Origin of the sequence: Amycolatopsis sp. lyj-108 (assembly GCF_046549005.1) — a bacterium.
Lineage (GTDB): Bacteria > Actinomycetota > Actinomycetes > Mycobacteriales > Pseudonocardiaceae > Amycolatopsis.
This window is the reverse complement of sequence record NZ_JAJPWQ010000001.1, coordinates 691,744-714,626: the sequence shown is the minus strand read 5'-3', so window position 1 is coordinate 714,626 and position 22,883 is coordinate 691,744. Positions and strand designations below refer to the sequence as shown.

Genomic DNA, 22,883 nt, shown 5'->3' with positions numbered 1-22,883 from the left:
ACTCTATCTTCTTACTGGCCGTGAGCGGTGTCGGACCCGGCGGGCGCGCCATCGGCGACCACACCTTGCTGACCTTCGATTTCGTAAACCGACGCGTCGAGGTTGTGGAAGACGCGTTTGAAACCCGGAGTGATGTCGAGGCGCTGGAGACCCACCGCGGACTGCGCGTTGGGGGCCACCTTGCCCTTGCCGACGAGCACGTAACGCACCTTGAGGTCGGTGAGCGCCTCGCGCACGCGCGGCTCGCGGTTGATGTCGTTCAGGAAGACGCTGAGCCAGCCCGCCTTGGTGGTGAACTCGGCGCCGTAGTTGGTCCACTCGACCGGCTGAACCCCCGAAAGGGCGTACATCCACACCGAGCCGTCGGCCTTGTCGTTCATCACGCGCTCGCCCGGCACGACGTGCTTCCCGAGCCAGGCGTAGGCCGCTTCCTCGCCCTTGCTGACCGAGGGGCCCTCGCCGTAGTTCATCGCGAGCCGCGCGGAGTTGCGGCCGATGTAGCCGCCCTTGCTCAGCACCGTGACGACCAGGCCGACCACCACCGCGCCCGCGATGGCCGCGGTGACCGGGTTCAGGCCGGGCCTGCGCTCGCCGAGCTTCTCCGCGATCTTGCCCGACGTGGTGTGCACGAACTCGCCGAACGCGACGGCGCCCGCCAGCGGGACGAGCGCGCCGATCCGCCAGTGGTCGTTGTAGAACACGCCGGTCAGGGTGTGGATGAGCGGGGTCTCCAGCGAGATCGTCGCGGCGAACAGGCCGCCGAGTACGACGTACGCGCCGACCATCCAGAGCATCCGCCGGTGCCGGACCAGGAAGAACACGCCGATGATCGCCGGGATGCCGATCCACCACTGCGGGAACGACGCCATCGGCGAGAACGTGATGGTCTGCCCGAGCGCGCCGGACACGCTGGTCTCCGACGCCCAGAACGCGCTCGTCACGCCGCCCGCGTTGTAGAGCGCGGGCAGGACCTGTGGCACGCCGAGTACGACCGCCACCCCGATCGTGGCCACCAGGGAGGCCGCGCTCCGGCGCCAGTCGATCTTCTCGAAGCGGAACAGCACCGCGAGCAGGATCAGCAGGAAGTAGACCATGATCACGAAGATCAGGCTGGTGTGCAGGCCTGCCAGCCCGGCGACGCCGACGCCGATCGCGACCGGTCCGGCGACGCCGTTCGGCTTGAGCAGCAGGCGGGCGAGCGCGAGCATCGCGGGCACGAGCGCCACGCCGGCGACGTACGGCCACAGCGGGCCGCGCCACAGCGAGTCGTACGGGAACGCGGTGAACCAGGTGGACACGGCCGCGGCGGCGGCGGTCGCGAGGACCGGCATGCGCCAGGCGCGGCACATCGCCGCGACGCCGACCGGGACGGTCAGCACGACCATGAGCGCCGCCAGGTTCAGCGTCGGCATCATCGTCAGGCCGCCCTTGCCGAAGATCAGGGCGAGCAGCGCGTGGTAGGTGTCGGGGTAGAAGTAGTCGTGCTGGTTCGGCAGGTTCGCGATGGTGCCGACGGTCGACGCGCGCGCGTCGCCGTGCTCGGCGATCCAGCGCACCAGGTTGCCGTGGAACGGGGCGTCCCAGCCCTGCTGGACGTTCTCCAGGCTGTGCGAACCACGCAGGAAGGTGACCAGGCCGACGCCGAGGCCGACCACCACACCGGCGCCGATCAGCAGGTGGTCACGCAGGGAGCGCTTCGTCTCGTCGTCGTCTTCGTCCTCGGCCCACTCGGGGTGCCGCTTCGCGGTGAAGCGGAGCACGAGGAACGAAAGGCCGAAGCCGACGAGGGACAGCAGCAGCACCCACAGGCCGACGTTCAGCATCGTCCAGCGGATGCCGAAGCGGCCGAGGATCGGGATGCCGATGGCGACGAGGCCGAAGGTCAGCAGCGGGGCCGCGGCGGCGAGGGTCCAGCCGCGCAGCCTGATCGCGCCGCCGAAGACGAGCCCCGGCAGCCAGAACGCCAGCAAGACCAAAAGAACGTTCATCGAATTCGCTGTCCAACCCTATTCGGCGTCAGGAACGCCACCGAAGTTCGCGGCGCGCGATGGCGCCGCCACACTATCGAGACGTTTCGGAAGGCCGCGCGTTGCCCGGCCCGGGCGTGCCGCGCACCACGAACGCCATGACGACCAGCAGGCCGACGGTCGGTCCGGCGGCGAGGCCGACGACGGCGCGCACGACGGTGTCGCCCGGGAAGAACAGCAGGACCAGCGCGGTCGCGACGACGACGGCCGCCCAGGTGATCAGCACCTTCGTGGCCTTGGCCTGCGCGACGAGGACGGCGGCGAGCAGCTGCATCGCGGCCAGCAGGACCGAGGACCAGACGAGCCCGGCCATCCACCAGGCCTCGGGGTCGTTCTTGGCGCCGTAGACCAGGCGAACCGCCCAGGGGCCGATCAGCCAGCCGATCAGCGCGCCGAGCGCCCCGAGCGCCAGCGCGCCCATCGAGCCGAGCGCGAGCAGCCTCCGCAGCCGGTGCTTGCCCTCCTCGGTGCTGGACAGGCGCACCACGGTCGGGACCGCGAGTGCCTGGACCGGCGCCATCAGCGTGAGCGGCGTCCTGGCCACGAACAGGGCGAGGAAGAGCACGCCGAGCTTGTCCTTGTCGCCACCCGGGGTGAGCAGGCTGACCAGCGCGGGGTAGCCGGTGATGACGCTCGCGGTGAGCCCGGCACCCGCGAGGAGCATCAGCATGTTCTTGACGATCGGCCTCGCGGGCGCGTCGGCTTCGAGCTTGGGATCGACCAGCTTGGCGGCACCACGAGCGAAGAGCAGCCAGGCGAACGAGCCGGTCGCGGCGGCGATGGCGAACCAGTGGACCTGGGTGAGCCCGGCGACCACCAGCGCGGCGACCACCAGGATCCGCACGGCGGCCTCGACCAGGATCAGCCACGAGTAGGACCGGACGTGGTCCTGGCCGATCAGCAGACCGCGCGCGGCGAACTGGAAGGCGAACGAAAGCCCGCCGGCGAGCACGATCACGGCGAGCGCGAACTGGCCGCCGTAGACCTTGTCGGTGATCGGCGGCAACAGCGTGACGAGTCCGACGAGCACCACGGCGATCGCGCTGGTGGCGAAGGCGATCACCGCCGGGCGGCCTGCCTTGCGGCCGTCGAGCGCGGCGTGCGCGGACTGGCGCGAGATCTCCTGCTCAAGGGGGGACAGGGCGGCGCCCAGCCCCATCAACATGCCCCAGAAGGAGAGCAGGACGGCGTTGTCGGCCTGCGAGAGCGTCCGGCCCCAGACGACGGTGAGGACGTAGCCGAGCGCGATCGCGATCAGCAGGTAGACGCCGATCCGCCCGGCGGATTTCCCGGTGTCCTTCGCCAGTTTTTCGCTGCTCACCGTGCTGCTCATCGCCGCAGCCGGGCCCGCAGCGCCATGAAGAGGCCTCGGAGCGCTCCGGCGCCGAAGCCGGCGGCGAACACCGGGGTGAGCTGGGCGACCGCCTTGGCCTCGGCCTTGGTCGCGCCGAACTTCGTCACCGCGAACCCGGCGGCCGTCGAACCCGCGGCGGCCAGCGCGACAGCGGTCTTCGGACGCTTCGCGGCGAAACCGAGCCCGAGCACTCCGACGGCCATGGCGGCGAACAGTCCGTTGCGCGCGGGCCCCGGCGACGCGAGATACGAATCGACGAACGTGGTGCCGCGGAAATACGACTGGCCGATGAACTTCTTGAACGAATCCCGGCCGTGGTAGGTCGCGGAGAAGCCGGGCGCGAGGAAGATGCGGTGCCGTTCGGCGATCCAGCGCAGAACACCCGTGTCGTCACTGGCGAAACGGACGTCTTCGAAGAGCGACTCGAACGCGTTGGACGAATCCTCGAGAACGTCCTTCGGCGCGGAAAAGAATCCCGTGCCTTTAGGGAAGACGTCGAACTCTTCGATACCGAAGGACATCAACCGCGGGTTCGCGCAATAACGGCGCCACGGGATCTTGACCAGCCCGGCCATGAATCCCGCATACGGATTGTGTTCGGACGCGACGTTGACGTGACCGTTCCACACCGTGCGTTCGGGATGGTCCACGAGCTGGTCGCGGAGGAAGGTGAGCGAGCCGGAGTCCACGATCACGCGGCTGTCGAGCAGCAGGATCTGCCGCCCGGACGCCTTCGCGATGCCCGCCCGGCGTGCCTCGAACCGGCCGCTGTTCGGCTGGGTGAGCACGGTGATGCCGTACAGCTCCTGCAGCTTGGCGAGCTTGTCGCCGGTGCCGTCGGTGCTGCCGTCGTCGACCACGACGACCTCGACCGGCCAGTTCGCCGCCTGTGCCGACGCGATCAGCGCCCCCACACTGCGGTCGATCCAGTTCTGCTCGTTGTAGACCGGGATCACCACGGACAGGGCCGGGAGGAGCGAATTCGCACTCACCCCGGCGAGGTTACCTTGCGCGGCCCACCAGTATCCTTCGGGCACCGCAGACCCCGACAGAATGGCTGTTCCGGTGATTTCCTTCATTCTCGGCACCACGGCGGAACTGATCAAAATCGCGCCGGTCTACCACGGCATCCTCGAACGCGGGGTCCGGCCGAAGATCTGGTTCACCGCCCAGCACGTCGACGAGGTCTCGGACGTACTCGCCGATCTGAACCTCCCCGAGCCCGACGTCTGGCTGGTGCCGAAGGAGAAGGCGCACAACCTGGAGTCGCCCGCGCAGGTGCCGGGCTGGGCCGCGCAGGTGCTGCGCACCGCGTGGAGCCGCCGCGCCGAACTGAAGGCCGCGCTGGTCGAGGACGGCCGTCCGCCGCTGGTGCTGGTGCACGGTGACACGTTCACCACGCCGTACGGCTCGCTCATCGGGAAGCGGATCCTCAAGTCGCGGGTCGGGCACGTCGAGGCCGGCGCGCGGTCGGGCAGCATCATGTCGCCGCTGCCGGAGGAGCTGAACCGGAAGATCGCCGCGAAGATCGTCGACATGCACTTCGCGCCGAGCGCGCGCGAGGTGAACAACCTCCGCAACGCGCGCGGCGTCGTCGTCGACACCGAGGCGAACACCGCGATCGACGCGATGCGGATGGCCATCAACGGCCCGCTCGACGTCGAGGGCCTGCCGGAGAAGTTCGGCCTCGCCACCCTGCACCGCTTCGAGCTGGTCTCGCGCGCGGACAAGTACCGCGAGGCGCTCGAGATCCTGCGCGAGCAGAGCAAGCAGATGCCGATCCTCTACATGGCGGGCGCGCCCGAGCGCGAGAAGATCCGCTCGCTCGGCCTGGCGAACCTCTTCGACGAGAAGAACTTCATCATCCAGCCGAAGATGCGGTACCTGAAGTTCCTGCCGCTGGTCGCGCGCGCCGAATACGTCGTCACCGACTCGGGTGGCCTGTCGGCCGAGTGCTACTACCTCGGCCTGCCGTGCGCCGTGCACCGCGAGCGCACCGAGACGCCGCAGCACCTGGGCGAGACCGTCGTGCTGACCGAGATGCGCGGGGACAAGCTGCAGAACTTCCTCGACACCTACCAGAACCGCCGCGGCGACTCCTGGGTCGACAAGTTCCACCCGTCGGAGATCATCGTCGACACGCTGGCTCGCCTGGGCTACTGCTGACGCTTCGCTCGTCGCCCTCGCGGACTGACATGAAAGGCCCCTTCATTGCAAATTTTGCGATGAAGGGGCCTTTCATGTCGCTTGAACGAACCTAGAGAGCCCGTCGTCCCGAAAGCGCCCGCCCCAGCGTCAGCTCGTCCGCGAACTCCAGGTCACCGCCCATCGGCAGCCCCGACGCCAGCCGCGTCACGGTCAGGCCGGGGAAGTCGCGAAGCATCCGCACGAGATACGTCGCGGTCGCCTCGCCTTCGGTGTTCGGGTCGGTCGCGATGATGATCTCGCTGATCTCCGCGCCGCCGATCCGCGCGAGCAGCTCACGCATGCGCAGCTGCTCCGGCCCGATGCCGGACAACGGGTCCAGCGCGCCGCCGAGTACGTGGTAGCGGCCCTTGAACTCGCGCGTCCGCTCGACGGCGAGGACGTCCTTCGGCTCCTCGACCACGCAGATGACCGTGAGGTCGCGGCGGGTGTCGCGGCAGATCCGGCAGGTCTCCTGTTCCGAGACGTTGCCGCAGACTTCGCAGAACTGCACGCCTTCCTTGACCTTGCCGAGCACTTCCTGCAAGCGCGAGATATCCGCGGGATCGGCCGCCAGCAGGTGGAAGGCGATCCGTTGTGCGCTCTTGGGACCGACGCCGGGCAGCCGCCCGAGCTCGTCGATCAGATCCTGGACGACACCCTCGTACAAGCTAGCCGCCGAGCCCGGGGAAGCCGCCGAGGTCCGGCATCCCGCCGCCGAGACCGCCGGCGAGCGGGCCGAGTTTCTGTTCGGTGAGCTTCTGCGCGTTGGCCGAGGCGTCCCGCACGGCCGCGATGACCAGGTCGGACAGGGTCTCGACGTCGTCGGGGTCGACCACCTTGGGGTCGATGGCCAGCGCTTTGAGCTGACTGTCGCCGGACACGGTCGCGGTGACCAGGCCGCCGCCGGAAGTGCCGGTCACCTCCGTGTTGGCCAGCTCTTCCTGGGCCTCGACCAGCTTCTGCTGCATCTGCTGTGCCTGCTGCATGATCTGCGACAGGTCGAAGCCGCCACCGGGTTGCACCATGATCCGATCGGTCCTCTCCTGGAAAATCCCGTGCCGCCTACCAGCCTAGCCGTCACCCGTGTGGCACCGTGGGCGCCGTGCGACGACGGATGGGCCTCATGGTGGCGATCGGCTTGACGCTGTTCACGGCGTGCGGGGTGGACACCCCCGCGTCCTCGCCGTCGAGTCCGTCCGCTCCGGGGACCACCACGGTCTTCACCACGCTTCCGCAGCCGAGTCCCACGACGAGCACGCCGCCTTCGAGCGCGCCTCAGCCGCCTCCGAGCACACGGCAGCCGAAGACGGGCAAGGTCGTCGTGCTCGATCCCGGCCACAACGGCGGCAACTCCGGCAAGCCCGGCGAGATCAACAAGCAGGTCCCGGCGGGACGCGGCAAGACGAAACCGTGCAACACCACCGGAACCTCGACGAATTCCGGCTATTCCGAGCACGCGTTCACCTGGGATGTGTCGCAGCGGATCTCGCAGGCCTTGGCGGCCAAGGGAATCCGCGTCATCCTCACCCGGCAGAACGACACCGGGGTCGGGCCGTGCGTCAACGAACGCGCCGCGATCGGGAACGACGCCGAGGCGGACGCCGTCGTGTCGATCCACGCGGACGGCTCGAATTCCGCCGGAGCGCACGGTTTCCACGTCGCCTATTCCGCCCCGCCGCTGAACCCCCAGCAGGGCGAGCCCTCGGTGAAACTCGCGACGGCGTTGCGGGACGGCATCCGCGCGGGCGGTTTCCCGACGTCGACGTACCTCGGTTCGAACGGGCTCGCCCCGCGCGGCGACCTCGGTGGTCTCAACCTCTCGACCCGGCCGGCCGCGCTCGTCGAATGCGGGAACATGCGCAACGCCGCCGAGGCGGCGGCGATGGCGAGCGAAGAAGGACGTCAGCAGTACGCGGCCGTCATCGCGAAGGCCATCGAGGACTACCTAGCGGGCTAGGGACTCGGCAAGACCGCTTCCACCGCAGGCGCCGGGGCCACCAGCCCATCCGGTTCCGTTTCCCTGGCGCCGGAACGGGAGGCGCGGACGCGGCGTCCCTCCCCCTTGCCGCGTCCGCGCGTTCCCACAACCGGAAGAGCTTCGCCCGCTCGTCGCGCCCGGCTCGGCAGACCGTCGCGATCCTTTCCAGCGGACCGAAGGCGACCGGAACGGTGACACCGCTGCAGTAGCGATGGACCGTCGACCGGCTCAACTGCGCCTTGGCACCGATCCGTTCGTAGCTGTGACCACTACGCCGTTTCAGCTCCGCGAGCAGTTCCGCCAGGGCGCGGCCGTGCTCTCCACCTGTCATGGACCCTCCCCGAGTGGTGCCCACGAAGCGTCACCGATGGCCGCGCGCGGGGACACACCTTTTCGTCCCAGCGAAAACCCTGCCGCCGCATGCCGTCCCAGAGACGTCTCAGGCGCCCACGTTCCCGCAGGTCAGGGCCGGGTTTTCGTCTCACCCTCCCGGATCTGGCCGAACTGCTTGCCGGGCCGCGTCGGGCACGTTTGAGTTACCGCCAGCTAATGAAATGCCGTCTTGAGGGGGACATGGCATGACTCTGCGCATGATCTTCGATCGTGAGGATCTCCAAGGGATCCGGATCGCCGAAGCACCCGACCCGTTGTGGGAACTGGTCCTCGGTTCACATCAACTGCGGGAGAACCACCCGTCGGCCTGGCGTCAGCGGGTCCAGCTGAACGCGCGGCAGAACGACGAAGCGGCACGATCGCTGAAGACGCTGTTCACGCTGGTTCCGCCGAAGGGGAACTTTCCCGACTTCCTGACCCCACCCGGCTCGGCGGGATCGTTCGAAAGCGGGCTCGAAGCGGTGGCGTGCACACCCCGCCGCCGGTTGTGCGCCGATCTCCGGACCGTGTTCACCGGCGCCGCGCCGCACTGGGTGAAACGGCTCGCCGACGGCGATCGCGAGGAGGTGCACGGGGTAGTCGGCGCCCTGCGCGACTCCTACGAGCTGGTGATCGCGCCGTTCTGGCACAGCATGCGCGAGACCGTCGCCGCCGATCGCGCGCGCCGCGTCCGCACGTTGGCCACCGAGGGGGCGGGCGCGATGATGCGCGGCATCCCCGGCGTGCGCGGCTGGGACGGCGAGGTACTGGAGGTCGCGTACCCCCGGGAGCGGACCGTTCACCTCGGCGGCCGGGGGCTGACCCTGATCCCGAGCCGGTTCTGCGCGAACACGCCGGTCACCTTCATCGATCCGGCGCTGCCGCCGGTGCTGCTCTACCCCGCCCGCGTGACGAGCGCCCGTCCGGCGGACACGTCCCCCGAACTGGTGGCGCTTCTCGGCCGGACCCGCGCCGAGAGCCTCGGGGCGCTGCGCGTACCGCGTACGACCAGCAAGCTGGCCACATGCCTCGGCACCTCGATCGGCACGGCCAGCAAACAGGCCGCCGTGCTGCGCGAGGCCGGGCTCGTCTCCAGCGCCCGGCAGGGCGGCGCCATCCTGCACCACCTCACCCGCCTCGGCACGGCACTGCTCACCGGGGAACTCCACGAAGGGACCTCTCCATGAAATCGGTACTCGCCGCCGTCGCCCTGCTCCTCGGCACGGCCGCCCCCGCCGCCGCGGCGACGGACTTCCCGGTGTTGCAGATGAACCTGTGCCGCAGCGGTGTCGCGAAATGCTTCGACCAGGGCGGGACGAACCCGATGGCGAAGGCGGCGAGCACGATCGTCGCGGTGAACCCGGCCATCGTGACGTTGAACGAGGCCTGTTCGTCGGAAACGACGAAGCTGGCCGCCGACGTCAAGGCGCAGTCGGGCCGGGTCTACACGGTCGTGTGGCAGCCCGTCGGCAAGAAGGAGAACGGCCGGACGACGCCGTATCCGTGCACGTCAGGGCGTGGCGAGTACGGCATCGCGGTGCTGGCCAGAGAGGACCTCGGCGCGGTGAAGGCGCGCGAAGGCGGCTACTACGGGCCTCAGGACGGCGGGGCGGAACAGCGCGCCTACCTGTGCGCGAAGTTCGGCACGGTCAACGCGTGCACCACGCACCTGTCGACGAAGCGGCCCGCGGTCGAACAGCAGTGCCAGGATCTGAAGGGGCTGCTGGCGAAGTACGGCACCGGCACCGTGTTCGGCGGCGACCTGAACCTGCGCTACCCGGGTGATCCGAGCGCGCAGGCGTGCGTTCCCGCCGGGTCGTTCCGGAAGGGCGACGGCAGCGTGCAGCACATCATCGCCGGGGGCGCCTTCGGCTTCGGCAGCTCCGGGAAGACGTCGATCCCCGGCACCGATCACCCGGCCTGGCGAGTCACCCTGACCCGCTGACCCCCGCATCCAGGTGACTACTTGCGTTCGTCGAGGGGGCGGGCGTTGAGGTGGTCGGCGAGCAGTTTCCGGGCGATCTCTTCCGGATCCTTCTCGGGCGGGAGCGGCGGAGGCGGCGGCGCGGGGCTCGCGTCCTCGTTGTAGAGGTCCTCGTCCTCCTCGACCGGCTCGGGCGGGAGCGGGATGTCGGGCTCGGTCGTGACCACCTTCGGCCGCTGGGGCTCCGGCTTCGGCGCGGGAGGCGCCGGAGCGGCGGAGGGCGCTTCGGCGGACCGGCGGGTGAAGGAACGCTCAGGCGCGGACGGAGCCGGCGCGGCCTTGGGAGCGGCGGCCTGCCGGGGCTGCGCGGCGCCGTGGACGCACCGGATCTGCCAGTCGTCTTCGAAGACCGCCTTGAACGCGGCCGCGATGCGCTCCGTGTGCAGCGGTTCGGAAAGCCTGCGGACCACCGGTTCCGCGTTGTGCGTGAGCGTGACGGCGTTGCCATCGACACTCACCACACTCGCCTGCGTGAGCATCGCGCCGGTGACGGTGCCGCCCGGGATCTTGCGGATCGCGGCCTGTACCTGCGGCCAGCGGGCGCGGATCCCGTCCACGTCCGTCGAGCCACCCGAAGGCGCTGCTGCTGCCTCCGCGGGCGCGGCCGGCGGCGGGGTGGGCACGGACGGGCGTTGCGGGGCGGGCCGTTCGGCGACCGGTTCCGGCCGCGCGACGGGCTGGGGTGCCGGTGCGGCCTGCGGGGACGACGCGGGCTCCTGAGCGGGTGCGGCGGGGCGTCGCGACGGCCGCTGGAACTCGCGGACGGGTTCACCCGAAGGCACGGGAGGGGCGGGCGCGGTCTGCGCCACCGGCGCAGCCTGAGCGGCCGGAGCGGCCGGAGCAGCTTGTGCCGGACCATTGGCGACGGGCGCCGGAGCCGAGGCGGTACGCCGCTCGAGCCGTTCGAGACGGGCGAGCAACGCGTCGGTGCCCTCGGCGACCGAAGGCAGCAGCATCCGCGCCGTCAGCAGTTCCAGCACCAGCCGCGGCGAGGTCGCGCCCCGCATCTCCAAGAGTCCATTGTGGACGATGTCGGCGTAGCGCGAGAGCGTGGCGGGCTCCAGTTTGCCCGCCTGCTCCTTCATCTTCTTGAGTTCGTCGTCCGGCGCGGCGACCAGTCCGCGCTCGCCCGCGTCCGGCACCGAACGCAGCATCACCAGATCGCGCAGGCGGTCGAGCAGGTCGGTGGCGAACCGGCGCGGGTCGTGCCCGGCCTCGGCGAGGCTCTCGACGGTGCCGAACACGGCCGCCGCGTCGTCCGCGGCCAGCGCGTCGACCATGCCGTCGATGAGCGCGACGTCGGTGACACCCAGCAGCGACACCGCGCGCGAGTAGTCGACGCCGTCCGGCCCCGCCCCCGCCAGCAGCTGGTCCAGCACCGATTGCGTGTCCCGCGCCGAACCGCCGCCCGCGCGGATGACCAGCGGATACACCGCGGGCTCGACCTGCGCGCCCTCGGCGGCGACGTTGCGTTCCAGCAGCTCACGCATGGAGCTGGGCGGGATCAGCCGGAAGGGGTAGTGGTGCGTCCGCGACCGGATGGTGGGCAGCACCTTGTCCGGTTCGGTGGTCGCGAAGATGAAGATCAGGTGCTCCGGCGGCTCTTCCACGATCTTCAGCAGGGCGTTGAAGCCCTGGGTGGTGACCATGTGCGCCTCGTCGATGATGAACACGCGGTAGCGCGAGTCCGCCGGGGCGTAGAAGGCCCTGTCCCGCAGCTCGCGGGCGTCGTCGACGCCACCGTGGCTGGCGGCGTCGAGTTCGGTGACGTCGACGCTGCCGGGGCCTTCGGGCGCGAGGTTGCGGCACGAGTTGCACTCGCCGCACGGATCCGGCGTCGGGCCCTTCGCGCAGTTCAGTGAACGCGCCATGATGCGGGCACTCGACGTCTTGCCGCAGCCGCGCGGGCCGGAGAAGAGGTAGGCGTGGTTGATGCGCCCGGCTGCCAGCGCCGTACGCAGCGGATCGGTCACATGCTCCTGCCCGACGACCTCGGCGAAGGTAGCCGGACGGTACTTTCGGTATAGAGCTAGAGCCACGCGGCGAGACTACCGGGAGGGGCCGACAGGGTGAGACCAGCACCGACCCCGGGAACGTATCCGGTCCGCTTCGGAGCCGCCGAACTCCTGCGTGACGCCGACCGCCCGAACGCCTGGATGATCACTGTCGACGGCGTCGCCCAGTCGCACGTCAACCTCGACGACCCCACGGATCTCGAGTTCGACTACATCCGCCGGATCGCCGACGTCGTCGACTGCCTCGGCGAAGGACCGCTCGACGTGCTGCACGTCGGCGGGGCGGCCTGCACACTCCCCCGCTACATCACCGCCGCGCGGCCGCGCTCGCGGCAGCTGGTCTTCGACGCCGACGGCGAGCTCGTCGCGCTCATCCGCGAGCAACTGGGCCTGAAGGGGCTGAAGGTCCGTGTCGGCGACGGCCGCGAAGGCGTCTCCGGCAGGTACGACGCTTCGGCCGACCTGGTCATCGTGGACGCTTTCGAACGCGGGATCCTGGCCGGCGGGCTCGCGACCGTCGAGTTCACGAACGAGGTCGCGCGCGTCCTCCGGCCGGCCGGGACCTACCTGGCCAACATCTCCGACGGTCCGAACCTGCCGTTCCTCCGCCGGTTCCTGGCGACACTGGCGACGTCGTTCCCGCACCTCGCGCTGCTCGCGGAGCCGGGTGTCCTGCGGGGCCGCCGGTTCGGGAACATCGTCGTCGCCGCTTCCCGCGTCGAACTGCCGGTGACCGAGATGACCCGCCGAGCCGCGTCGTCCGCGTACCCGGCCCGCTGCGTCGCGGGAGAAGACCTCCGCGACCTGCAAGGCAAAGCGAAACCCGTCACCGACGCGGAAGCCCTGCCGTCGCCTGTGCCGCCGAAGGACGTCTTCGGGATCTTCTAGGGCTCGTGAGTGATTCGGGTCAGGGCCACGGGTGTCTTAGGTCGGGATCGCAGGTCCGTGCCGAGCTCGGCCCGAGCCGAGGCAGACCCGCGCGTGAAGGACTCCAGTCGGGCGCTCGCGTGAGTGGTCGCGGTTGTGGGGATTGTCGTGCCGTCGGAAGCACTGAAACAGCCGCCCGCTCATCCTCGCGTCTCGTGAGTGGCGATTCAGTTCAGAGCCGGCCGTGTTCCAGGTGCCTACGGCGAGATGGATCGGGTTCGCAGGTCCGTGAGGGACTCCTTCCCTACCCTGAGAGTAGGGAAGGGGCCCTTCACCTCAGGCAGGACCGCTTCAGCCCGGGCCGAGGCGGCCCTGAGCCTCGGCCGCTATAGCGACGGCGCGTGAAACCAGTACATGAAGGACCCCATCCTTGCGCCCAGGTACAGCAAGGACCCCTTCATGTACTTCAAACCAGGCGTCACGCGAGAAGCGCCGCAAGTCACGCACGACCACCCGCACCGACGACTGTGGGGGCGGGTTCTGACCCCGGAAATGAAAGGGGATCCCGCGCACCCGTCAGAGCTTGCTTATCCTTGCTGCCTTCCGGCCCTGGGGAGGTTCACAAGATGGACGCCGCGCGGGATCCGAGGACCAGTGTAGTCACTCCCGTCCATGCATGGAGGACAGTGGGGGGTATGAGTACTCCGACCTGGGTAGATGTCCTCAAAGCCGCCGATGCCGTCCACCCGTTCGTGCGACACACGCCGCTGCTGCGCGCCGAGGTCGACGGGCGGCCGCTGGTGCTCAAGCTGGAGCATCTGCAGCGGAGCGGGTCGTTCAAACTGCGGGGCGCGGTGAACGCGCTGCTGAGCGGGCCGTTGCCGGAGCGGGTGCTGACGGCGTCCGGCGGCAACCACGGGCTGGGCGTGGCGACGGCGGCTTCGCTGCTGAATGTGCCCGCGACGGTGTACGTGCCGGAGTCGGCTCCGCAGGCGAAGACGGCCAGGATCGAGGCCGCGGGCGCGAAGCTCATCCGTCACGGAGCGACGTACGCCGAGGCCGCCGCGAAGGCGCTCGAAGCCGCCTCTGAGCCGGGTACGCGGTACCTGCACGCGTACGACGATCCCACCGTCGTCGCTGGTCAGGGCACCGTGGCGGCCGAAGTGGTCCAGGACGCGCCGGACGTCGACGCGTTCTTGGTCGCGGTCGGCGGTGGCGGGCTGGTCGCGGGGACGTCACTGGCCGGGTTGCCGACGTACGCCGTCGAGCCGGAGCGGTGCCGCGCGCTCGACGCCGCGCTGGCGGCGGGCGAGCCGGTGGACGTGGAGATCGACTCGGTGGCCGCGTCGGCGCTGGGCGCGACCAGGATCGGGAGCGTCCCGTTCGCCGTGCTCCGCGATCGGGTGACCTCCGTGCTGGTCAGCGACGCGGAACTGCTCGCCGCGCGGGACCGGCTCTGGGAGGAGTTCCGCCTCGCCGTCGAACCGGCCGCGGCCGTCCCGTTCGCCGCGTGGCTGGCCGGACGGGCCGAGGGCGAGCTGCCCTGCGTAATCCTGTGCGGCGCTAACAGTGACTGGACGCCCGGAGCCTGACCCGGAACTCGGTCCGCCCCGGATGGCTGGCGACCCCGACCTGCCCGCCGTGCGCGGCGACGACGGCCGCGACGATGGCCAGCCCGAGTCCGGTGCTGCCCGCCGCCCGTGACCTCGAATCGTCGCCGCGGGCGAAGCGTTCGAAGACGTCCGGGAGGATCGCCGGCGGGATACCCGGACCACTGTCGACAATGGACAGTGTCACCATCGAGTCCACTATGGACAGCGAGGTGGTGACCTCGGTGCCCGCCGGGGTGTGCGTGCGCGCGTTGCCCAGCAGGTTGATCACCACCTGGTGCAGCTGGTCCGCGTCGCCGAGGACGGTGATCGGTTCCGGCGGCACCTCCAGCAGCCACTTGTGCTCCGGGCCGGCGACGTGCGCGTCGGCGACGGCGTCCGCGACCAGCCGGGACAGATCGACCGGCTGATGCACCACCGGACGGCCGGAGTCGAGCCGCGCGAGCAGCAGCAGATCCTCGACAAGGCCGGTCATCCGCGTCGATTCCGACTCGACCCTGCCCATCGCGAACGCGATGTCCGGCGGCACCTCGGAGCCGGACCGCCGGGTGAGTTCCGCGTATCCGCGGATGGCAGCGAGCGGGGTCCGCAGTTCGTGGCTGGCGTCCGCGACGAACCGGCGCACCCGGCTCTCACTGGCCTGACGGGCGGACAGCGCGCTCGCGATGTGGCCGAGCATGCGGTTGAGCGCGAAGCCGACCTTGCCGACCTCGGTACGCGGATCGGTGTCCACTTCGGACACTCGTTCGGACAGCGCGACCTCGCCGCGGTCCAACGGGAGTTCGGCGACCCTGGTCGCCGTGGCGGCCAGCCGGTCGAGGGGTTTCATGGTGCGCCGCACGGTCACGGCGCCGAGCGCGCCCGCGAGCAGGATGCCACCGATGGCCACCCCGCCGAAGATGAAACCGAGGTTCCACAACGTGTCCGTGACGTCCTTTGTGGGCAGTCCGGTGATCGCGACGCTGCCGTTGGCCGCCGGTTTGGCCACCACGCGGTACTCCCCGAGTGCCCCGAGGTCCACGTCGGTGGGCTTGTCGGTCGGCGTCGACCGCAGCAGGGCGGACATCTGGGCCGGGCCGAGCGGGTCGTGGGGGAACGGATCGGCGATCTTCGCGTCGTAGCTGGACCGCAGCACCGCCGCGATCACCCGGCCGTCCGGGAGGATGTTCACGAACAACGAACCGGTGCTCTGTCCGTACGCGCGCAGGCCCTCGGGAACCCTTTCCCCGCCGGGACGGCCCGGTGGCGGCGGACGGCTCGCGCGTTCACTCGTCTCGGCGAGCCGGGCGTCGAGCTGATCGAACAGGAAGTCGCGCAACGCCAGTTCGGTCACCACGCCGACCACCAGGCAGACGAGCGCGAGCAGCCCCGCGACCTGCGCGATCAACCGCCGTCGCAGCGACCACGGCCGCCTACCCCGCGGGTTTGAGGACATACCCGGCGCCGCGCATCGTGTGGATCATCGGTTCCCTGTCGGCGTCGATCTTCTTGCGGAGGTAGGAAATGTACAGCTCGACGATGTTGGCCTGGCCGCCGAAGTCGTAGCTCCACACCCGGTCGAGGATCTGCGCCTTCGACAGCACCCGCTTCGGATTCCGCATGAGGTAACGCAGCAGTTCGAACTCGGTCGCGGTCAGCGGCACCAAATCACCACCACGGTGCACTTCGCGGCTGTCCTCGTCCAAAGTCAGGTCTCCGACGACCAGCGTCGAACCGCTCGGCCCGGCCACCCCGCCCGCACGCCGCAGCAGCGCGCGCAGCCGCAACGCGACCTCCTCCAGGCTGAACGGTTTGGTGACGTAGTCGTCGCCGCCCGCGGTGAGCCCGGCGATCCGGTCCTCCACCGCGTCCTTCGCGGTCAGGAACAGCACCGGCAGGTTCGGCACCTCGGAACGCAAGCGCCGCAACACGTCCAGCCCGCTCATATCCGGCAGCATGACGTCCAGCACCACCGCGTCCGGCCGGAATTCCCTGGCGACGCGGACCGCCTCGATACCGTCGGCGGCGGTGCGGATGTCCCAGCCCTCCATGCGCAGCGCCATCGACACGAGCTCGGACAGGGTCGCCTCGTCGTCGACGACCAGTACCCGCACGGGGCTGCCGTCGGCACGGCGCAGGCCCGCCTTGCCGGAACCGGGCGAAGGGACGTTCACACTGGTCATGCTGCCATCCTGGGCGGTCCCGATGAGGCTTCTCTGTGTCCCGCCTGTGCGTTTCCTGTGAACGATCACCCTGCCGGGGAGCGAAACACAGCGCGTGCCCACCGACGGCACAGCTTCCGCACAGCGACGGCGCCGACCATGGCCGCAACCGACCACACGGAGGCGACCAGATGACCGAACCGACCAAACCCGCCGAACCCCCGGCGGACGAGACCGCCACCTGGGGTGCGCCTGCCCCGGCAGGTGAACCGAAGAAGACCTGGTCGGGCCGCAAGACCGCGATCGCGGCCGGGGTCGCGGTGGTGATCGCCGCCGGCGGCGGGGCCGCGATCTGGGCCGGAACCGCCGCGAACGGCGCCGAACAGAGCGGGATGATGGGCGGTCCCGGCGGTGGCCGGGTGCTCGTCGGCCCTGGCGGGGGTATGCCGCGAGACACGCTGCACGGCGACTTCGTCGTCTCCGACGGCAAGGGCGGCTACCGCACCGAACGGACGCAGACCGGCGAGATCACCGAGATCAGCGCGACGTCCATCAGCCTGACCAGCAAGGACGGTTACAAGCAGGTCTACACGATCGACGCGTCGACGCGGAAGACCGGCGATCCCAAGGCCGGCGAGACGGTGATGGTGAACGCCACGGTCACCGGCGACACCGCGACGGCGACGACCATCGGCAAACCGGGGCAGAACCAGCGCGGCGGGCCGCCCGGTCAGGGGCAACAGGGGCGCTACTGAGCCAGGATGGCGAGCAGCGCGGCGGTCGTCTCGGCGGGCTCCTGCCCGCTGGTGTCCAGGACGACGCGGTCGGTGCGGGCCTGCCGCATCCGGGCTGCTTCGGTGACCGCGCGGGCGGCCACCCTGTCCCGTACAACAGGTGGCACGCCGCGTAATTCGTCACCCGCCAGTAGCGCGGATTCGCCCTCGGCGCGGCGCCCGACGCGTTCGGTGAGCGTCGGGGCGTCCGCGTCGAGGTGGACGACGGCGACCTCCTCGAAGGCCCGCCGGTGCTCCGGAGGGAATTCCCTGGCGACGACGATCAGCCGCTTCGCTCCGGCTTCGCGGTAGCCGCGCCAGACGGCCGCGAGATTCGCCGCCTCCAGGGCCGGATCCGGCCCGGGGTTCGCGAACCCGAGTTGCGCGAGATCGACGTAGGCGACGGGCAGCTCGCGTGCCCAGAGGTCCCGCAGCGCGCTGAAGGCGGCCGTCGATTTGCCGACCGCCGTCGGTCCGGTCACCACGGTCACCGGACCGGGCAATGGCTCCACGACATCCGGCGCCCGGACCGGTCCGTCGCCCACGACGCAACGCGGGAACAGCACCTCCACGGTCTCCTCGTGCCGCTGCCCGGTCGTGTCCATCGCCTCGCCGAAACCGGTGCGGTCGTAGGCGTCCGCCACCGTGTAAAGATCGGGCAGCGCGGCGGCGGGTGAACCTCGGCCGAGGAACCGGCTCCGGAGTTCGTCGCGATCGCACGTCAGCCGGATGAGGGTGAGGTCGAAGTCGCCGCCCTCGAAATGCGGCTCGACACCGTTTTCGGGGTCCACGATCCCGGACACGACGAGCTGCCTGGCACCCCGCGAGCGCAGGATCCCCAGCACCCGCAGCAGATTGGCCGCCTTGATCGCGTGTGCGGCTTCGCCACCGCCCGGAGGCGGGCCGATCAGCCCGAGCTGGTCGATGTCGACGTACGCGACGTTGCCGCCCGCTTCCACGATGCGCGTGTACAAACCCCAGGCGGTGGTGGATTTCCCGGCTGCCGGCGCCCCGGTCGTCCAGAGCACGGGCGTCTTCGTGGCCCCCATGGCTTTCGATCTTAGGAACCCCTGTCCAGCGAAATAGGGCAGAGTTGGGCGCGTGCGGGACATCAGTGGTTCGCTGGCGAGACAGGCGTACGCGGTCGCGGCCGTCTGCCTGGTCGCCGACGCCGGGCTGTATCTCATCGGCGGACCGCCGCTCTCGCTCGGCTGGCAGGTGTGGGTGCTGCTGGTGGGCGGAATCCTCGCCAACGCCGCGCTCGCCGGGCCTTCGCGGTACTCCGGCTGGGTTTCCGCCGCGCACGCCGTCCTGCTCGTCGCCGCGCCGCTGATGCTGTACCCGTACGACCACTACCTGCAGGCCACGAACGCGGGCGTGCTGATCGCGGGCTACCGCGCGGGCGCCTGGCTCGCGACCAAACCCGCGCTGGCCGCACTCGCCGCGATGCTCGCCGGTCTCGTCGCCTGCAGCCTCATCCCGGTCGACCGGGGCGATCGGGACTGGCGGGTGCTGGTCATCGACGTCGGCGTGAGCGGGCTGCTGCCGTGGATGGTCGGCCGCTACACGACCGCGCGGCGCGCGTACATCGCCGATCTCCAGCGCGCGGAGGAACAACGGCGGCAGCACGAGGCCGAGGCCGTCCGCCGGGCCGTCACCGAAGAACGCACGACGATCGCCCGCGACCTGCACGACGTGATCTCCCACCACGTCAGCGCGATCGGTGTGCACGCCGGCGCCGCGCGGCTCGGGCTGCCAGAAGGAGAACCCGCCGTGCGGCGTTCGCTCTCGGCCGTCGAATCGTCGAGCCGGGCCGCGATGGCCGACCTGCGGCGTCTGCTGGATCTGTTGCACGGCAAGGAGAACGGTGACGCGCAGCGGCAACCGGGGTTGGACAACCTCGACGAGCTGCTCGACAACCTCCGCACCGCCGGGCTGCCCGCGCGGCTGACCACCCACGGCGGGTCGCGGGAACTCCCGGGCTCGGTGGACATCGCGCTGTACCGCATCGCGCAGGAGGCGCTGACGAACGCGCTCCGGCACGGCCGCGGCGGGATCGTCGAGATCGATCTCGCCTACCGGCAGACGGAGGTCGTCCTCACGATCACGAACGAGATGGGCCGTCCGGACACATCGGCCGAGTCGACGAAACGCGGCCTCGCCGGAATCCGGCAACGGGTCGCGTTGTTCGGCGGCCAGGCGGAATGCGGACCGCTCGACGACGGGCGGCACTGGCGGATTCGAGTCGGTTTTCCTTTGGAGGCACAGTGATCCGGGTTCTGCTGGCGGACGACCACGCGATGTTCCGGTCCGGGATGCGCGCGGTGCTGGACACCCAGGCGGACTTCGAATGCGTCGGCGAGGCCGCGGACGGACGCGAAGCCGTCGCGCAGGCGGCCGCGCTGCGCCCGGACGTCGCCGTGCTCGACGTCCGGATGCCCAAATTGGACGGTCTGGCCGCGACCGAGGCGATCATGTCCGCGCCCGGTAACGACACCCGCGTCCTCGTGCTGACGACCTACGACTCCGACGAGTACGTGTATCGCGCGCTGCGCGCCGGCGCGAGCGGGTTCCTGTTGAAAAGCCTCGCGCCCGAGGAACTCGTCTCGGCCATGCGCGTCGCCGCACGCGGAGACGCGCTGATCGACCCGACGGTGACCCGGCGGCTCGTGTCGACCTTCGCCACCAGCATCGAACCCGCGGCCGCCCAACCGGCGGAACTGGAACGGCTCACCTCACGCGAACGCGAAGTCCTCATGCTCGTCGCCGACGCCTCCAGCAACGCGGAAATCGCCGCGCATCTGCACGTGGGCGAAGAGACGGTGAAGACCCACGTTTCCCGTATCCTCGCCAAACTGGGGTTGCGCGACCGGGTGCACGCCGTCGTCTACGCGTTCCGGAACGGCCTCGTCGGCAGACGATGATCGGTTCGCCGGACGGGGCTCCCGGTGCCAGAATCACCGCAGGGCACGTCGAGGCGGGGAGCCGTGGATGAAACGCTGGGTGACGCTCACGATCGGACTGGTCTTCCTGCTGGTGGGCGGCGTCTGGGTGCTCCAGGGCGCCGGGGTGCTGACCGGCAGCTTCATGACCGGGCAGAAACTGTGGTTCCTGATCGGGCTCGTCGCGTTCCTGGTCGGGGTGGTGCTGGTGGCGGCCACCGCCCGCCGCCCGCGTCGGGCACCTACCGAGGATTAGCCGCGCCTTTCACGCTTTCGGACTTCCACCGGTCGCCGGTAAAGAGACGACACGCGTGATCAGAGGCGGAACTCACGTGATTGGAGGCGTAACTCGCGTGATCAGGGGCGGGACACGCGGTCTCAGGCGATCTTGAAGATGGGGTAGCCGGGCGCGATCGCGAGCAGTTCTTCGTCGGAGGCCTTCGCGTCGACACCGTCGAAGAACACGCCGACCTCGAACTTCCAGCGCTTGAGGTACGCGCGCAGGATCGCCGGCTTCTCGTCGTCGGCGAGTTCGGTGTAGGTGAACGTCTCGGTCCGGCGCCCGACGCTGAGCTGTCCTTCACCCGCGACGCGCAGGTTGCGCACCCACTGCGTGACACCGCGCGGCGCGACCAGGTAGCGCTCCCCGTCCAGCTTCAGCAGGTTGACCGGGACCGACCGCAGCTCGCCGCTTTTCCGGCCCCGGACCGAGAGCACCCGGCTGCCCATGACCGAGACACCGAGTTTCGTCAGCTTGAGCACGAACTCGTTGAACGCGTTGGTGGCCTTGGCCGGCTTGACGTAGCGGGTGGCGGCGGGGGGAGTGGCGGTCATCTCGGCTCCTCGAAGTCTTCGAGAGCAGCGCTCTCTGTTAAGAGCAGTGAACACCAGAGCGGTGCGTCATGTCAAGAGCGGTGCTCTCGTTTTGGTGCGATGCTCTATGGTGAGAGCATGGCTGCCACCCAGACCGCGCGCGAACGCGCCCGAGCCGAACTCACCCGCGAGATCAAGGACGAAGCCCGCCGCCAGCTCGCCGAAGTCGGCGCGCTCGGTCTCTCGCTTCGCGCGGTCGCGCGGGAGCTGGGCATGGTCTCGTCGGCGCTCTACCGGTACTTCTCCAGCCGCGAGCAGCTGCTGACCGCGTTGATCGTCGACGCCTACAACGCCGTCGGCGAAGCCGCGGAGGCGGCCGACGACCCCAAGAAGTCCTCGCTGGCGCGGTGGGAGTCGATCTGGCACGCGGTCCGCGCCTGGGCGAAGGCGCACCCGCACGAGTACGCGCTGATCTACGGCTCGCCGATCCCCGGCTACCAGGCCCCGCAGGACACCGTCGCACCCGCGGGCCGGGTGGCGTTCGCGCTGGTCGCGGTCCTGCGCGACGCGAACCTCCGGGTCGAGACCGAGGTCGGCGAGATGCCCGTCGAGCTACTGCACCAGCTCGACGCCGTCACCGAGATCCTCAAGATCAACCTGGCGCCCGAGACGGCCTCCCGGCTGATCATGGCCTGGACCCAGCTGTTCGGGATGATCAACTTCGAGCTGTTCGGCCAGTACGTCGGCTCCGTCGACCCGTCGGACGCCTTCTTCGCGCACGGGATCCGTCAGATGGCCGAGTTCACCGGGATCAAGATGACCGGCTGAGCGCGGTCCAAGAGCGCATCAGCAACTGGACGGCATCCACAACGTCCTCGTCGCCGGTCCCCTCGGGGCTGAGGAAGCGCTGCAACAGGAGTCCGTCCTCGAGCGCGTGCAGGATCAACGCGAGGAACGCCGGGTCCGCTGGCGGTTCTGCGCCCCGCGCGGCGAGCTCGGTCCGGATCGAGGTCTCCAGCAGTGCCCTTGTCGACTTCTCGCCTTCGCCGACGAGCGGGCGCGCGTCGGGATTCCGCAGCGCGTAAAGGGCCAGCTCGGTGCGCAGGGTGAGCCAGCCGGCGAGGTGTTCGGCGCGTTCGACGTTCCACGCGCGCAGGCGGTCCATCATCTCCGCGAAGGAGCCGACGCCCTCACGCAGCGCGGAGACCTCTTCGGCCTCGCGCTGGGTCCGGCGGCGCAGCAGTTCGACGACCAGCTCGCGCTTGCCGTCGAAGTTGCCGTAGAAGGCCCCGCGGGTGAATCCGGCCCGTTCGGCGATCTGCTCGACGGACGTGCCGTTGACCCCGCGTTCGGAGAACAGCTCGGCGGCCGCCGCGAGCAGGCGCTGCCTGGTCTGCTCGCGGCTTTCTTCCCGCGTCAAGCGTTTCGCCGTCACACGGCGATCTTAGAGCCGTGCCGAATCAGCTCTCGGCGGGAGAACTTCCGCTCTTCCGGCCGGTCAGCCACACCCCGCCCGCGAGGACGGCGGCGGCGACCACGACGGCCACCGCGGTGAGCGGCCACAACGCCTGGCTCGCCAAGAACGCGGCGACCGCGCCGAAGAGAACGGCGACGAGGAGCAACGGCGTGGTCCGGACGGCTGTGGCGGCGGGGACGGTCACCATGGGAGCTTTCCCTTCGGGGTGGGGCGCGAAACACTTGGTCTTCGCGGAGGGGACCGCGCCGGGTCGGTGGCCTTACGCCGAGTGGGCACGGATCACCCTTCCGGGCGAGATACCGGCGTGGCGGCTAGCGTCACGACGGGACGACATCGAGGGAAA

General features: G+C 70.0%; 24 protein-coding genes and 1 other RNA gene. 11 read left to right on the top strand and 14 right to left on the bottom strand.

All coding sequences use genetic code 11. The features are described 5' to 3' along the window. Positions 1 to 11: 11 nt before the first annotated feature. From ACLJO0_RS03515 to ACLJO0_RS03505, 3 genes are all read right to left on the bottom strand, one after another. Positions 12 to 1,988, bottom strand: a complete 1,977-nt coding sequence (locus tag ACLJO0_RS03515; RefSeq protein ID WP_410576514.1) for a DUF6541 family protein — start codon at positions 1,986 to 1,988, stop codon at positions 12 to 14. Between the two features lie 73 nt (positions 1,989 to 2,061). Beyond that, positions 2,062 to 3,360 (bottom strand): hypothetical protein, encoded by a 1,299-nt coding sequence (locus tag ACLJO0_RS03510; protein WP_410576513.1) that lies wholly within the window; start codon positions 3,358 to 3,360, stop codon positions 2,062 to 2,064. Continuing rightward, the gene (locus tag ACLJO0_RS03505; RefSeq protein ID WP_410576512.1) at positions 3,357 to 4,373 is read right to left on the bottom strand and encodes a glycosyltransferase family 2 protein; all 1,017 of its coding nucleotides are present in this window, start codon (positions 4,371 to 4,373) and stop codon (positions 3,357 to 3,359) included. The genes ACLJO0_RS03510 and ACLJO0_RS03505 overlap by 4 nt, the downstream gene beginning before the upstream one ends. A 61-nt stretch (positions 4,374 to 4,434) precedes the next feature. On the opposite strand from ACLJO0_RS03505, the gene ACLJO0_RS03500 reads away from it, so the two are divergent. Next, positions 4,435 to 5,547, top strand: a complete 1,113-nt coding sequence (locus tag ACLJO0_RS03500; protein ID WP_396554024.1) for a UDP-N-acetylglucosamine 2-epimerase — start codon at positions 4,435 to 4,437, stop codon at positions 5,545 to 5,547. A gap of 91 nt (positions 5,548 to 5,638) precedes the next feature. On the opposite strand, the gene recR is transcribed toward ACLJO0_RS03500, so the two are convergent. Further along, positions 5,639 to 6,235, bottom strand: coding sequence for a recombination mediator RecR (recR, locus tag ACLJO0_RS03495; protein ID WP_125784957.1), 597 nt, complete (start codon positions 6,233 to 6,235; stop codon positions 5,639 to 5,641). Position 6,236: 1 nt separating this feature from the next. Next, positions 6,237 to 6,593: a YbaB/EbfC family nucleoid-associated protein gene (locus ACLJO0_RS03490; RefSeq protein WP_125791073.1), complete on the bottom strand. Its 357-nt coding sequence runs from the start codon at positions 6,591 to 6,593 to the stop codon at positions 6,237 to 6,239. A gap of 89 nt (positions 6,594 to 6,682) precedes the next feature. On the opposite strand from ACLJO0_RS03490, the gene ACLJO0_RS03485 reads away from it, so the two are divergent. Beyond that, positions 6,683 to 7,525 carry an N-acetylmuramoyl-L-alanine amidase gene (locus tag ACLJO0_RS03485; RefSeq protein WP_410576960.1) on the top strand — a complete coding sequence of 281 codons (843 nt, stop codon included), beginning with the start codon at positions 6,683 to 6,685 and terminating at the stop codon, positions 7,523 to 7,525. Here the strand turns inward: ACLJO0_RS03485 and ACLJO0_RS03480 are convergent. Next, positions 7,488 to 7,877 carry a helix-turn-helix domain-containing protein gene (locus ACLJO0_RS03480; protein ID WP_410576511.1) on the bottom strand — a complete coding sequence of 130 codons (390 nt, stop codon included), beginning with the start codon at positions 7,875 to 7,877 and terminating at the stop codon, positions 7,488 to 7,490. The genes ACLJO0_RS03485 and ACLJO0_RS03480 overlap by 38 nt on opposite strands. A 247-nt stretch (positions 7,878 to 8,124) precedes the next feature. On the opposite strand from ACLJO0_RS03480, the gene ACLJO0_RS03475 reads away from it, so the two are divergent. Together ACLJO0_RS03475 and ACLJO0_RS03470 are read left to right on the top strand one after the other, a co-directional pair. Continuing rightward, entirely contained in the window at positions 8,125 to 9,105 is a 981-nt protein-coding gene (locus ACLJO0_RS03475) for an ArsR/SmtB family transcription factor (protein WP_410576510.1), read from the top strand. Further along, the gene (locus tag ACLJO0_RS03470; RefSeq protein ID WP_410576509.1) at positions 9,102 to 9,863 is read left to right on the top strand and encodes an endonuclease/exonuclease/phosphatase family protein; all 762 of its coding nucleotides are present in this window, start codon (positions 9,102 to 9,104) and stop codon (positions 9,861 to 9,863) included. Before ACLJO0_RS03475 ends, ACLJO0_RS03470 begins: the two co-directional genes overlap by 4 nt. Before the next feature lie 17 nt (positions 9,864 to 9,880). Here the strand turns inward: ACLJO0_RS03470 and ACLJO0_RS03465 are convergent, their stop codons facing one another. Beyond that, positions 9,881 to 11,941 (bottom strand): DNA polymerase III subunit gamma and tau, encoded by a 2,061-nt coding sequence (locus ACLJO0_RS03465; RefSeq protein ID WP_410576508.1) that lies wholly within the window; start codon positions 11,939 to 11,941, stop codon positions 9,881 to 9,883. Between the two features lie 30 nt (positions 11,942 to 11,971). Here ACLJO0_RS03465 and ACLJO0_RS03460 point away from each other — a divergent pair, with 30 nt between their 5' ends. After that, positions 11,972 to 12,805: a spermidine synthase gene (locus ACLJO0_RS03460; RefSeq protein ID WP_410576507.1), complete on the top strand. Its 834-nt coding sequence runs from the start codon at positions 11,972 to 11,974 to the stop codon at positions 12,803 to 12,805. A 533-nt stretch (positions 12,806 to 13,338) separates the two neighbouring features. Here ACLJO0_RS03460 and ffs read toward each other — a convergent pair. Then, an RNA gene (gene ffs / locus ACLJO0_RS03455) (signal recognition particle sRNA small type) lies at positions 13,339 to 13,433 on the bottom strand. A 46-nt stretch (positions 13,434 to 13,479) separates the two neighbouring features. On the opposite strand from ffs, the gene ACLJO0_RS03450 reads away from it, so the two are divergent. After that, positions 13,480 to 14,376: a serine/threonine dehydratase gene (locus ACLJO0_RS03450; protein ID WP_410576506.1), complete on the top strand. Its 897-nt coding sequence runs from the start codon at positions 13,480 to 13,482 to the stop codon at positions 14,374 to 14,376. On the opposite strand, the gene ACLJO0_RS03445 is transcribed toward ACLJO0_RS03450, so the two are convergent. Next, complete coding sequence (locus tag ACLJO0_RS03445) at positions 14,348 to 15,829, bottom strand: sensor histidine kinase (RefSeq protein WP_410576505.1); 1,482 nt, start codon at positions 15,827 to 15,829, stop codon at positions 14,348 to 14,350. The genes ACLJO0_RS03450 and ACLJO0_RS03445 overlap by 29 nt on opposite strands. After that, the gene (locus tag ACLJO0_RS03440; protein WP_125791065.1) at positions 15,807 to 16,556 is read right to left on the bottom strand and encodes a response regulator transcription factor; all 750 of its coding nucleotides are present in this window, start codon (positions 16,554 to 16,556) and stop codon (positions 15,807 to 15,809) included. The genes ACLJO0_RS03445 and ACLJO0_RS03440 overlap by 23 nt, the downstream gene beginning before the upstream one ends. Positions 16,557 to 16,726: 170 nt before the next feature. Here ACLJO0_RS03440 and ACLJO0_RS03435 point away from each other — a divergent pair, with 170 nt between their 5' ends. After that, complete coding sequence (locus ACLJO0_RS03435) at positions 16,727 to 17,290, top strand: hypothetical protein (protein ID WP_410576504.1); 564 nt, start codon at positions 16,727 to 16,729, stop codon at positions 17,288 to 17,290. On the opposite strand, the gene ACLJO0_RS03430 is transcribed toward ACLJO0_RS03435, so the two are convergent. Further along, a complete protein-coding gene (locus tag ACLJO0_RS03430; RefSeq protein ID WP_410576503.1) occupies positions 17,284 to 18,357 on the bottom strand; it encodes a hypothetical protein in 1,074 nt (357 codons plus the stop codon). The genes ACLJO0_RS03435 and ACLJO0_RS03430 overlap by 7 nt on opposite strands. Before the next feature lie 52 nt (positions 18,358 to 18,409). Between ACLJO0_RS03430 and ACLJO0_RS03425 the strand changes: the two genes are divergently transcribed. The 3 genes from ACLJO0_RS03425 (at position 18,410) to ACLJO0_RS03415 (ending at position 20,506) form a co-directional block, all read left to right on the top strand. Next, positions 18,410 to 19,579 carry a sensor histidine kinase gene (locus ACLJO0_RS03425; protein WP_410576502.1) on the top strand — a complete coding sequence of 390 codons (1,170 nt, stop codon included), beginning with the start codon at positions 18,410 to 18,412 and terminating at the stop codon, positions 19,577 to 19,579. Next, a complete protein-coding gene (locus ACLJO0_RS03420) occupies positions 19,576 to 20,232 on the top strand; it encodes a response regulator (protein ID WP_125791061.1) in 657 nt (218 codons plus the stop codon). The genes ACLJO0_RS03425 and ACLJO0_RS03420 overlap by 4 nt, the downstream gene beginning before the upstream one ends. A 67-nt stretch (positions 20,233 to 20,299) precedes the next feature. Continuing rightward, entirely contained in the window at positions 20,300 to 20,506 is a 207-nt protein-coding gene (locus ACLJO0_RS03415) for a hypothetical protein (RefSeq protein ID WP_125791060.1), read from the top strand. A 122-nt stretch (positions 20,507 to 20,628) separates the two neighbouring features. On the opposite strand, the gene ACLJO0_RS03410 is transcribed toward ACLJO0_RS03415, so the two are convergent. Continuing rightward, positions 20,629 to 21,084 (bottom strand): nitroreductase/quinone reductase family protein, encoded by a 456-nt coding sequence (locus ACLJO0_RS03410; RefSeq protein WP_410576501.1) that lies wholly within the window; start codon positions 21,082 to 21,084, stop codon positions 20,629 to 20,631. Between the two features lie 117 nt (positions 21,085 to 21,201). On the opposite strand from ACLJO0_RS03410, the gene ACLJO0_RS03405 reads away from it, so the two are divergent. Continuing rightward, a complete protein-coding gene (locus ACLJO0_RS03405; RefSeq protein ID WP_199748693.1) occupies positions 21,202 to 21,891 on the top strand; it encodes a TetR/AcrR family transcriptional regulator in 690 nt (229 codons plus the stop codon). Here ACLJO0_RS03405 and ACLJO0_RS03400 read toward each other — a convergent pair. Further along, entirely contained in the window at positions 21,875 to 22,498 is a 624-nt protein-coding gene (locus tag ACLJO0_RS03400) for a TetR/AcrR family transcriptional regulator (RefSeq protein WP_410576500.1), read from the bottom strand. The two genes, ACLJO0_RS03405 and ACLJO0_RS03400, sit on opposite strands and share 17 nt — an antisense overlap. 25 nt (positions 22,499 to 22,523) lie before the next feature. Continuing rightward, positions 22,524 to 22,727, bottom strand: coding sequence for a hypothetical protein (locus ACLJO0_RS03395; RefSeq protein WP_410576499.1), 204 nt, complete (start codon positions 22,725 to 22,727; stop codon positions 22,524 to 22,526). Between the last annotated feature and the right edge of the window lie 156 nt (positions 22,728 to 22,883).